General features: G+C 67.1%; 9 protein-coding genes. 8 read left to right on the top strand and 1 reads right to left on the bottom strand.

Annotated elements, in window-relative coordinates:
• Positions 1-324: 324 nt before the first annotated feature.
• From CSC71_RS02770 to CSC71_RS02740, 7 genes are all read left to right on the top strand, one after another.
• Positions 325-2,445 carry a TonB-dependent siderophore receptor gene (locus CSC71_RS02770; RefSeq protein WP_162372815.1) on the top strand — a complete coding sequence of 707 codons (2,121 nt, stop codon included), beginning with the start codon at positions 325-327 and terminating at the stop codon, positions 2,443-2,445.
• Between the two features lie 22 nt (positions 2,446-2,467).
• Entirely contained in the window at positions 2,468-2,758 is a 291-nt protein-coding gene (locus tag CSC71_RS02765; protein ID WP_162372814.1) for a hypothetical protein, read from the top strand.
• The gene (locus CSC71_RS02760) at positions 2,748-3,020 is read left to right on the top strand and encodes a hypothetical protein (RefSeq protein ID WP_162372813.1); all 273 of its coding nucleotides are present in this window, start codon (positions 2,748-2,750) and stop codon (positions 3,018-3,020) included. The genes CSC71_RS02765 and CSC71_RS02760 overlap by 11 nt, the downstream gene beginning before the upstream one ends.
• On the top strand, positions 3,017-4,546 hold the full coding sequence (locus CSC71_RS02755; RefSeq protein WP_162372812.1) for a PepSY-associated TM helix domain-containing protein: 1,530 nt from the start codon (positions 3,017-3,019) through the stop codon (positions 4,544-4,546). Before CSC71_RS02760 ends, CSC71_RS02755 begins: the two co-directional genes overlap by 4 nt.
• 303 nt (positions 4,547-4,849) lie before the next feature.
• Complete coding sequence (locus CSC71_RS02750) at positions 4,850-7,456, top strand: TonB-dependent receptor (RefSeq protein ID WP_162372811.1); 2,607 nt, start codon at positions 4,850-4,852, stop codon at positions 7,454-7,456.
• Positions 7,457-7,551: 95 nt separating this feature from the next.
• On the top strand, positions 7,552-8,058 hold the full coding sequence (locus CSC71_RS02745) for a CinA family protein (protein WP_162372810.1): 507 nt from the start codon (positions 7,552-7,554) through the stop codon (positions 8,056-8,058).
• 46 nt (positions 8,059-8,104) lie between these two features.
• The gene (locus tag CSC71_RS02740; protein ID WP_162372809.1) at positions 8,105-9,790 is read left to right on the top strand and encodes an ABC1 kinase family protein; all 1,686 of its coding nucleotides are present in this window, start codon (positions 8,105-8,107) and stop codon (positions 9,788-9,790) included.
• Between the two features lie 203 nt (positions 9,791-9,993).
• Here CSC71_RS02740 and CSC71_RS02735 read toward each other — a convergent pair whose 3' ends face one another.
• Entirely contained in the window at positions 9,994-11,022 is a 1,029-nt protein-coding gene (locus CSC71_RS02735; protein WP_162372808.1) for a P63C domain-containing protein, read from the bottom strand.
• Between the two features lie 137 nt (positions 11,023-11,159).
• On the opposite strand from CSC71_RS02735, the gene lexA reads away from it, so the two are divergent.
• Positions 11,160-11,801, top strand: a complete 642-nt coding sequence (lexA, locus tag CSC71_RS02730; protein ID WP_162372807.1) for a transcriptional repressor LexA — start codon at positions 11,160-11,162, stop codon at positions 11,799-11,801.
• The last annotated feature ends 24 nt before the right edge of the window (positions 11,802-11,825 follow it).

The following is an 11,825-nucleotide window of genomic DNA, read 5'->3' as shown; positions in this document are numbered from 1 at the left end:
TGCATATGCGCGTTCATGCTCGTTTCTTCTGTAACCTGCAGAGCGCACCCATGCTCGACGACTAGCCGCGTCGTCGGCAGCGTGAGATGGGTGTAAGCGACAGGGGCGGGACAAGGCGGAAAGGGACCAAGTCTACCCGCCCGCGGGAGGCGCCGATGCCGGAGGGTTGCGGCGCCGCTTCCGGTGCCGGCTCACCGACGGGCAGGGCGGAAGCCGCGGCAAGGCAGGACATGGTTGTTAATGACAATTATTATCATTTAAGATGGTGGGGTCGGACGTTAGCCAGATCGCCGCGTCCCCAATGACCCATCGGGGACCCCATCCATGCCTAACGCTTCCCGCCGCCGGGCCGGCTTTCCATGCATTTCCCTGCTGGCCGCCGGCCTGCTGGCCGCCGCCCACTCCCATGCCCAGCCTGCCGACGACGCGTCCGGGCCCGGTGCCACCGAGCTGGATGCCGTCCTGGTCGTCGCCCAGCGCGCCCAGCGCGTGAGCAGCGGCGCCACCGGCCTCGACCTCGACATCAAGGCGACGCCGCAGTCGATCAGCGTCGTTTCCCGCGAGCAGATGGAGCAGTTCGGCGCCGACACCATCAACGACGCACTGCGCCTGGCGACCGGCATCAGCGTCGAGGAGTGGGAAACCAACCGCACCAACTACGCCGCGCGCGGTTTCGAGATCAAGAACAACCAGATCGACGGCGTGGGCCTGCCCAACGACTGGGGCATCGTCACCGGCGCGCTGGATTCCTACGGCTACGAGGAGCTGGAGGTGATCCGCGGCGCGAACGGCCTGCTGACCGGCGTGGGCAATGCGGCGGGCACGGTCAACTACGTGCGCAAGCGGCCGACCAATGAAGGGCAGGGCGGCGTCGGCATCAGCGCCGGCTCGTGGGACAACCGGCGCATCCAGGGCGACTATTCGTCGCCGGTCACCGACGACGGCCGCTGGGCCGCGCGCATCGTGGCCGCCCACGAGGAGGGCGGGTCGCACCTGCGCGATTTCGCGAACGACCGCAGCTTCCTCTACGGCGTGGTCGATGGCCAGGTCGGCGAGCGCGGCACGTTGGCGCTGGGCTACGCCTGGCAGGCGAACAGGACCGACGGCAACATGTGGGGCGCGCTGACGCTGGTCAACAACGACGGCACGCAGGCGGAATTCGACACCAGCGCGTCGACGACCCAGGACTGGACCTACTGGAACACGACGACCCAGAACGGATTCGCCGAATACACCCACGAACTGTCGCCGGACTGGCGGCTCAAGGCCTCCTACAACTACCGCCGCAGCGGCAACGACGACCAGTTGTTCTTCGCCTACAGCAGCACCGGCCTGGATCCGCAGACCGGCGAAGGCCTCTACGGCTGGCCCGGCAAGTACGTCGACGAAACCACCGCCCACCTGGGCGATGTCTCGGTCGGCGGCCGCTACACGCTGTTCGGTCGCGAGCACGAGGCGATCCTCGGCGCGAGCGTCGCGCGCAGCGAGCAGACGTACTGGAACCATGCCCCGGATTCGGGCTTCGATGCACTGCCGGGCTTCCCCTATGCCGGCAACGCGGTGCCGGAACCGGACTGGGGGCCGAAGACCTTCTACAGCGTGCTCGACCAGCGGCTCAAGCGCGTCTACGGCGTCGCCCGGCTGGCGCTCACCGACCGGTTCAAGGCGGTCGTCGGCTTCAACTTCGCCGAGTACCACCGCGACGGCGACAACTCCGGCGTGCTGTTCGACCAGACCGAACGCGAGACCAGCCCGTACGGCGGCCTGACCTACGACTTCACCGACAGCCTGCTTGGCTATGTCAGCTATTCCGACATCTACCAGCCGCAGGACCAGTACGACATCGACCGCAACTACCTCGACCCATCGAAGGGCGTGAACTACGAGGTCGGCGTGAAGAAGGACTGGCTCGGCAAGCGCCTGCTGACCACGCTGGCCTGGTTCCGCGCCGAACAAGAGGGCTTGTCCACCTACGCCGGCGTGACCGGGGACCTGCAGTACTACTACACCGGCATCGACGTCGAGTCCGAGGGTTTCGAGTTCGAGGCCGTCGGCCGGCTGGGCGACCACGTCAGCGCCGTGCTCGGCTACACCACGCTGGAACTGACCGGGCCCGACGGCGAAGACGTCTACGAATGGTACCCGCGCCACACCGCCAACCTGCAGGTGGCGGCGAAGCTGCCGTCGTACCCGGCGCTTGCCTTCGGCCTGGGCGGTCGCTGGCAGAGCAGGACTTCGGGCCTCGACAGTTACACCGGCTACACGGTCCGGCAGGCTGCGTATGCGGTGCTGAACGCCTTCGTTGCGTGGGACTTCGTGCCGAACGCCACCCTGCGGCTCAACGCCAACAACCTGGCCGACGAGAAATACGTCACCAGCCTCTACCAGGTCGGCTACTACGGCGCGCCGCGCAACTACTCGCTGAGCCTGGACTGGCGGTTCTGACGGCGATCGACGAGCCACCGACATGACGGCAGCCTATCTCTTCCTCTCGTTGCTGGCCGCGCTCGGCTTCTACCTGGCCTGCGCGCACCAGCGGTTGTGGCAACGCGCGCGCGGGCATGCGCGCGCACTGCGCGTCGCGGCGTGGCTGTGCGTCGCGTTCGCGCTCGCGGCGGCGATCGCGGCGCTCGGCACCTGGGCGGGCGTGTTCGCGGCATCGGCGGCGGTCATGCTGGCAGCGGTGCTGCTGCCGTACATCGATGCATGGCGGCAGGCGCGCGGCGCGCCCCGCGGGGAGCGCGGCCATGTGGGCTAGATCGCTGGCCGCCGCGCTGCTGGGACTGCCGCTGACGGTCGGCCTCGTGGGATTGATCGCGTTGCTGTGGCCGGGCAGGCAGGAGATCGTCGCCTTGCCGTGGTTGCTGATGTCGTTCCCGGTTTGGATCGGTGCGATGTCGCTGGCCTTCGCCTTCAGGAGCGGGCTGCGCGCATGGCTGTGGCTGGGCGGCGCGACGCTGCTGTGCTTCGCGCTGATCCATCTGTCGAAATGGCTCGGCTGGGCCGGGGCGGGCGCATGAAGGCGGCGACGCTGCGCACCTTCCTGTCGCTGCATACCTGGGTCGGGCTGCTTGCCGGCATGCTGTTGTTCATCGCGTTCTACGCCGGCGCGATCACCGTGTTCACCCACGAACTCGGCGACTGGCAGCGGCCGGCGGCCGGGCGGGCGGCCGCGGATCCGGTCGGGCGTTCGCAGGCCTTGCTCGACGCGGTGCTGGAGCAGCCGCTGGAGGAAGGCGGCGTCTACCTGGTGCTGCCCGGCGAGCACGGCCCGCAGCCGTCGGTCTACTGGTACGACGAATCGCGCGGCGAGCAGCGGCGTTTCGTTCCCGACGACGTCGCCGTGCTGGAGGAAACGCCGCCGCGTTCGGGTTTCGTCGATTTCGTCTACGACCTGCATTTCACCGCCGGGTTGCCGCGCGCCTTCGGTACCTACCTGTTCGGCGTGGTCTGCATCCTGTACGGGCTCGCGCTGGTCAGCGGCGTGGCGATCTACGCACCGGGATTCTTCAAGGACCTGTTCGCGCTGCGATTGGGCAGGAACATCAAGCGGCTGTGGCAGGACGCGCACAACGTGGTCGGCATGCTGTCGCTGCCGTTCCATGTCGTCTTCGCCTGGAGCGGCGCGGTGCTGACCATCGGCATCCTGCTGCTGGCGCCGTTCCAGTCGCTGGTCTACGACGGCAAGCTGATGCAGGTGCTGGAAGCGGATTTCGAAGTCGCGCCGCACGTGGCGCCGGCCGGGGTGGCCAGGCCGATGCTGCCGGTGGCGGAATTGCTGCGCCGGGCGGAAGCGGCCGTCCCGGGGCTGCGGGCCGAGGGAATCGATTTCGACAATGCCGGCGATGCCAACGCCCGGGCCACGGTCTACGGCGCCGTCGCGCAGCGCCGCCTGAGCAATCTGGCCGGTGTCGCCCTGGACGCCACGAGCGGCGACGTGGTCGCCGTTTCCGAGCCGCGCCACTACACGCCGGGCAGGGCGCTGCTGTACGGCCTGTACACGCTGCATTTCGGCAACTTCGGCGAATACGCGGTGAAGTGGCTGTACTTCGCGCTCGGCCTGGCCGGCGCGTTCCTGTTCTACAGCGGCAACCTGCTGTGGATCGAGGCGCGGCGCAAGCGCCGCCAGCCCGAACAGCCGCGCCGCACCCGGGTGATGGCGGCGCTGACGCTGGGCGTCTGCCTGGGTTGCGTGGCCGGCGTGTCGGCGGCGTTCCTGGCCGGGGCGCTGCTGCCGGAAGCCTGGGCGCCGCGCCTCTACTTCATCGTCTTCTTCGCCAGCGTCGCGTGGGCCGCGCTGCGCCGGCCGGCGCGCGCCGGGCACGAACTGCTGTGGCTGTGCGCGCTGTTGACCGCGGCCATTCCGCTGGCCGGCTGGCTCGGCTCGGGCGAACACCTGCCCGCGGCGTTCGTGCATGGCCACTGGCAGCGCTTCTTCGTCGATGCCATCGCGCTGGCCATGGCGCTTGTGTTCTGGCGCATGGCGCGGGCCACGTTGCGCCGCGGGTCGGACGGCGACCCGAACAGCGTGTGGTCGCTGCGCTGAGCCGAACCTCCATCAACGGCGACGGGGCCGGACCGGGCGGGCGGTGAAGGCCCGGGGACGGCCGGGACGGAACCGCAAACAAGCCCGGCAGTGCGCCGGCCCGGCCGCGCTCCGGTACTGCCGGTTGACCATCCGCTTGCGCCCGGGGCCGTATGGGTGCGTCGCAAAATGCCGATTTGTGATGGGGGTGTTAATTTCGGCCCGGGTGCAGGGGAAGCGCCGGATGCGTGGGCGCGCACGACCAGCGTCACACCCGAAAAATCGACGATCCGAACGTTCAGGATGACCTTGGGAGGGGACACCATGATTGTTTCGAAACCGCAGTGCCGTCTGCTGTCGCTGGCGGTGCTCGCCGCCCTGTGTGCGTTGTCGCAAGCCCATGCGCAGGAAGCCGCGCCGGCTGCGCCGGACGAGAAGAAGGACGAACCCACCACGCTGGCGACGATGACGGTGACCGCGCAGAAGCGCGTGGAAGCCGCGCAGGACGTGCCGATCGCGGTGACCGCGCTGTCGGAGCAGTTGCTGCAGGACACCAGCGTGCGCGACATCAAGGACATGCAGATCCTGGTGCCGGGCCTCACCGTCACCAGCACCCAGAACGAGGCCATCACCACCGCGCGCATCCGCGGCATCGGCACGGTCGGCGACAACGTCGGCCTGGAGTCGTCGGTCGGCGTGGTCATCGACGGCGTGTACCGGCCGCGCAACAGCGTCGGCTTCGGCGACCTGGGCCAGCTCGAGCGCATCGAGGTGCTGAAGGGCCCGCAGGGCACGCTGTTCGGCAAGAACACCTCGGCGGGCGTGATCAACGTGGTCACCCGCAAGCCGAGCTATTCGCAGTTGGCCGAGGGCGAGGTCACCGTCGGCAACTACGGCGCGCTCGGCGTGGCCGGCAGCTACAACGACGCGCTCGGCGACAACATCGCGTTCAGCGTGTACGCGGCCAAGCGCAAGCGCGACGGCTGGATGGACGTGGAGACCGGCGCCGGTCCGCGCACCGAGACCGACGACTACGACCAGAACTTCCACACCGTGCGCGGCAAGCTGCTGCTGGAGCCGACCGACAACGTCGAGATCCTGCTCGCCGGCGACTTCACCAGCCGCGAAGAGAACTGCTGTACCGCGGTGCAGCTGATCAGCGGCAGCACCGCGCCGCTGATCAACGCGCTGGGCGGCGGCAACGCGATCGCGATCCCGGCCGACCCGTGGAAGCGGCTGGCCTACAGCAACCGCAGCACCGCGCAGGACATCAAGGACAAGGGCGTGCAGGCGCAGGTCGACTGGAACCTGTCCGCGTTCGGCGGCGCCACCCTGACCTCGATCACCGCGGTACGCGACTGGCAGGCGATCAACGGCCGCGACTTCGACTTCAGCACGGCCGACCTGATCTACATGAACCCGGACGAGGACGAGTCGTTCAACGGCTTCGAGACCTTCAGCCAGGAACTGCGCCTGACCGGCGCCACCGACAAGGTCGACTGGCTGGTCGGACTGTTCTACGCCGACGAGGATCTGGACCGCACCGAGAGCTACCGCATCGGCCCGGCCTACGAACCGTACCTGTCGATCGGCCTGCTGTCGCGGATCAACCCGGCGCTGGCCACGCTGCCGAACGCGGCGACCTTCCTCGCCGACGCCACCGGCCGCGCGCCCGGCACCGTGTTCGCCGGGCTCGGCGCCCTGGACAAGTACAAGCAGAACGCGAAGAACGCGGCCATCTTCACCAACAACACCTGGCACGCCACCGACGCGCTCGACCTGACCCTGGGCCTGCGCTACACGCACGAGAAGAAGACGCTGGATGCCGTCTACGACAATCCCAACGGCAGCCCCGGCTGCGCGTCGTATTTCGGCCCCGCCGGCATCAGCCAGGCCGCGATCGGCCGCATCGCCGCGGCGCTGACCGCGCGCGGCGTGCCGTTCGCCTCGTTGCCGCCGGCGACGCAGCAGAGCCTGATCGGCAACATCGTCAGCTTCAGTTGCCTGCCGTGGACCAACGTGCTGCACGACGGCCGCACGCCCCACCAGGAACGCGAGGAGAAGGAGTGGTCGGGCACGCTGAAGGCCGCCTACCGCTGGAACGAGCACGTGATGACCTATGCGTCGGCGGCGCGCGGCTACAAGGCCGGTGGCTTCAACCTCGACCGCACCCAGGCGGCCATCGCGACCAATCCGCTGCCGATCAATCCGACCACGGCCGACACCTCGTTCCCCGGCGAATTCGTCGACAGCTACGAGCTGGGCGCCAAGACCACCTGGGCCGACGGCAACCTGCTGCTCAACGCCACGCTGTTCCACCAGACCTACGACGATTTCCAGCTCAACAGCTTCCTCGGCACCAGCTTCGTGGTGCGCTCGATCCCCGAGGTGGTGTCGCAGGGCCTGGACAGCGAGATCCTGTGGCAGCCGAAGGCCGCGCCCGGCCTGATGCTGCAGGCCGGCCTGATGTACGCCGACACCAAGTACGGCGACGACATCCCCGGCAGCGACTTCGTCTACCCCGGCCCGCTGTACAAGCTGCCCGGCGCGCAGATGAGCTTCGCGCCGAAGTGGTCAGGGTCGGCCTCGGCGACCTACGACTGGGATTTCGGCGCCAGCCTGGTTGGCCGCTTCAACATCGGCGCCAAGTACATGTCCGAGTACAACACCGGTTCGGACCTGGACGCGGAGAAGCTGCAGGACGCCTATACCGTGGTCAACGCCCGCTTCGTCGTCGGCGCGCGCAACAAGCGCTGGTCGGTCGAACTGTGGGGCACCAACATCTTCGACGAGGACTACGTGCAGGTCGGCTTCGACGGGCCGCTGCAGGCGCTGGGCACGCCGGAACCGGGCAATCCCGGCAACACCTACGACGCCTTCCTCGGCGCGCCGGCGATGTACGGGGTGACCTTCCGCATCAACTACCACTGACCGCCGTCCCGGCCGGACGCATTGACCGGACGGGGCGACAAACCCGCCGGTTTCGGCTACAACGGCACCGTCCTCCACGACGGTGCCGTTTCCCCATGCCGGCTGTTGCCCCGTACATCCCCACCGATGCCGAACTCGCCGCACTCGCCGCCGCGCTGGGCGCGCGCCTGCGCGACAACCACGACCATCTGGTCACCGCCGAAAGCTGCACCGGCGGCTGGATCGCCAAGTGCGTGACCGACATCGCCGGCTCGTCCGACTGGTTCGATTGCGGCATGGCCGCGTACAGCTACGAGGCCCAGCAGGCGCTGCTGGGCGGGCGTCCGCAGACGCTGGAGGACTTCGGCGCGGTCAGCCGCGAAACCGTGGTCGAAATGGTGTCCGGCGCGCTGATCCATTCCGGCGCCACGGTCGCGGTCGCGGTCACCGGCATCGCGGGGCCCAGCGGCGGCACGCCGGAGAAACCGGTCGGCACGGTCTGGGTGGCGTGGAAGCGCCGCGGCGGCTATGCGAAGGCGGAGGTGTTCCGCTTCGACGGCGACCGCGAGGCGGTGCGCCGGCAAACCGTTGCCGCCGCGCTGCGGGGACTGGAGGCGCTGTAGCCATGTTCGGAGCGCACGCTGCCGGCGGCGACGGGAGAGGCGCCTGATGTGGGAAAGGCTGGGCACGATGCGCGACCTCGGCCGCGTGCAGGAAATCGCCTCGGTGCTGATCCGCTACGGCTTCGGCGACGTGGTCCGGCGCATCGGCGCGGCCGCGGCGCTGGAGCGCGCCGGCCACCTGCTGCACTGGCATGCGGCGGAGGAGGGCCTGCTGCAGCTCGAGGTGCCTGCGCGCGTCCGCCACGCGTTGCAGGACCTGGGGCCCAGCTTCGTCAAGCTGGGACAGATGCTGGCCACGCGCGTCGACCTGCTGCCGCCGTCCTGGATCGCCGAGCTGAGCGAACTGCAGAACGCGGTCCCCGCGTTGCGTTACCAGGACATCCTGCCGCAGCTGATCGAGGACCTGGGCGAGGACCCGGACGACGTCTTCGCCGCGATCGATCCTGTGCCGATCGCGGCCGCCTCGCTGGCGCAGGCGCACCGCGCGGTGCTGGCCGACGGCACCGACGTGGTGCTCAAGGTGCGCCGGCCCGGGATCAGGGACACCATCGAAGCCGACCTGCGCCTGCTCAGGCACCTGGCCGAGATCGCCGAGGCCGAATTGCCCGAACTGCGGCGCTACCAGCCGGTGCGGATCGTGCAGCAGTTCGGCGTGTCGCTGCGCCGCGAACTCGACTTCGCCGCCGAGTGCCGCAGCGCCGAACGCATCGCCGCCAATTTCGCCGGCCACGGGGAAATCGTCATCCCGCGCGTGTACTGGCAGTGGACCAGCGAGCGGCTCAACGTGCAGGAAATGCTGGACGGCATCCCCGGCCGCGATCTGGCGGCGGTCGACGCCGCCGGGCTCGACCGCCGGCAACTGGCGCGCACCGGCGCGGGCATCGTGCTGAAGATGGTGCTGGAGGACGGCTTCTTCCACGCCGATCCGCACCCCGGCAACATCTTCTACATGCCCGACGGCGCGATCGGCGTGATCGACTTCGGCATGGTCGGGCGGGTGTCCGAGCAGCGCCGCTTCCAGATCGTGCGCCTGTTGCACGGACTGGTGGGGCAGGATTCGCGCAGCGTCGCCGACGTGCTGGTCGACTGGACCGAAGGCAGCGGCGACATCGACGAAGGGCGCCTGCAGGAAGCGGTCGACGTGTTCGTCGACCAGTACCGCGGCGTGCCGCTGAAGGACCTGCGCATGGGTGCGATGCTGGTCGACGTGACCGCGCTGCTGCGCGAGCACGGGCTCAGCCTGCCGGCCGAACTGGCGTTGATGATCAAGGCCTTCCTGACCCTGGAGGGCATGGGGCGCCAGCTCGATCCGGATTTCGACATGGCCGGCGAGGCGCGGCCGTTCCTCGAGCGGGCGATGCTGGCGCGCTACTCTCCGGTCGCGGTGGCGCGACGCGGCAAGCGCGCGCTGGGCAACGTGGTCGACCTGCTGCGCGACATGCCGCGCGACCTGCACCGGCTGCTGCAGTACGCGCGGCGCGGCCGGCTGCACCTGCAGATCGAGGTGACCACGCTGAAGGCCTTCGGCGACAAGGTCGACCGCGCCGCGAACCGGCTGACCATGGGCATCATCACCGCCGCACTGATCATCGGCTCGTCGATCGTGATGCACAGCAATGGTGGCGGGTTCTCCAGCCGCTGGATGCTGTGGGTGGGCGTGGCCGGGTTCATCGGCGCCGCGCTGGGCGGGGTGTGGATTTTGTTCTCGATGTGGCGGGGCGGGCGCCGGTAGGAGCGCTCTTGGGGCGATGCTCTTCGCCACGATCTCCACGAAGGCATTGCGCCCGTGGGACATCACTGTAAATTGCAGAGTATCCAGCCATGGCAACAAACAGTAGGTCGGGGCTATGCCCCCGACCCACGGTATCGGATCGGTCGGCAGTGCCTCAGTTTGAAATTCGGGATACTTGAGCGTTCAGATTGCGAAGAGGGCGGCTAAGGCGCGTTAGGATCGTTCAGAGGAAGTTCCAAAGTAGCCCCCTTCTTTGGAAGTACCGCATCCACCATCTTCACAAAGCGATTCCAGCCGTAGCCACTGGAAATCGCTAGACGCTGGAACATGATGAGCGAATGCAAGTGTTGGGCCAACATCGGATGCCCAACGTCTTCCGTCAGCCACTGATGGAATTTGCTTTTCCTTTCCCCTTTTTCGTTCTTCGGATTTTTTGATTCCAGTTCCTGAAGAAGCGAGGGAGCAATCCGTTCATAGACCAAATCCCGCGTGTAGTGGGCGACGACGCTGTACCTATTCTTCTGTATCCCCGGCCAGACCCATCCCTTCAGTTTGTAGATGTTCTCGTAGAACTCATCTGGGAAGCGTTTCGCCCAAGCCGCCAACTCTTTGCGAACGATCATCTCCAGATATTTTTGGAGTGCGTCTTGCGGTCGGATTCCCTGATAGCCAGTGGCCTCGTCAATCAGGGCAACGATGCCGACTTGGGCCAACGCACGGATCAGTATCTCCGCCTGCACAGCTACATGCTGCTGTCTCTTATCCAGTGCGCCAGCATCTCTAGCCTGCAAATAAACGTCACAGACCCGTGGCAATAGTTCGGCGCTATACCCGAAGGCTCTGGTTCCCTTTGCGGTCAGAAATTCAATCTGACTTGACGTCACCTCCAAATCCTTAGAAATAAAGGGTTTAAGGTTCTTCGCGGTCAAGAACGCAGGCAAATTAACGTCGGCTTCGTAGTGGCCGCGGCCTTTCGCCTGCCGCGCGCGTCCCAAAGCGCGCATGACACCGCTTTGCGTCAGGAGTCGGCGTCCGTCCTCCAAAACAGCACAAGGAATTTCGAGTTCCCCAAGTTTGATGCCGCCCTCATGAGTTGCCCTCGGGAGGCTTTGTTGCTTCCACCTTGTTTCAGCAGCCTTTTTCGCAATTGCCTTCCTCTCTGATTGCGTCAGCGCGGCAGCTCTGGCGTGACCGCCTGCCGCCTTACCTACAGTCTGATCGTTGGCACTCATGCAAGCACTCCTCCTGATAATGCTTGCAATATATTAGACTGCTCGTCAGAATGCAAGCATCAATTCAATTTGATGCTTGCAATACGGGAAGATTGGACGGGTTGACGGGGTGTGATGGTAGTAGTAATACTACCTATATGGATCTGAGCGACACCCAACAAGCTATTCTCGCCTTCCTCGCCGAGCGCATCGCTAGCGAGGGCATGCCACCGTCGCAGATCGAGGTTCAGCGGGCTTTTGGCTTCAAGTCGGTGCGTGCCGCGCAATACCATCTCGAAGCACTAGAAGCCGCCGGCGCCATCGAGCGAGTGCAGGGCCGGGCCCGCGGTATCCGCTTACTGCACGCACCGCAACCGCCGCAACAGGAACTGGTGCTGTCGGCAGCCAACGATGATGCGCTGCGCCTGCCTATCCTCGGCCGAGTCGCTGCCGGCGCGCCGATCGGCGCCGATGCCGACACGCACGGCTACGTGATGCTCGACCGCGCCTTTTTCCACCCATCGCCGGACTACCTGCTCAAGGTCAGCGGCGACTCGATGCGCGACGAAGGCATTTTCGACGGCGACCTGATCGGCGTGCACCGCACCCGCGATGCGCGCAGCGGCCAGATCGTGGTCGCGCGCGTCGACGACGAAATCACGGTCAAGCTGCTGAAGATCGGCAAGGACCGCATCCGCCTGTTGCCGCGCAACCCCGACTACGCGCCGATCGAGGTGCAGCCGGACCAGGACTTCGCCATCGAGGGCCTGTACTGCGGCCTGGTGAGGCCGAACCGGTGAGGCGGGCGGGGCAGGCCATGGCGA

The sequence above is a fragment of the Pseudoxanthomonas sangjuensis genome (assembly GCF_010211755.1).
GTDB lineage: Bacteria > Pseudomonadota > Gammaproteobacteria > Xanthomonadales > Xanthomonadaceae > Pseudoxanthomonas_A > Pseudoxanthomonas_A sangjuensis.
The sequence above is the reverse complement of the archived record's forward strand: the minus strand, read 5'-3'. Positions and strand labels throughout refer to the sequence as shown.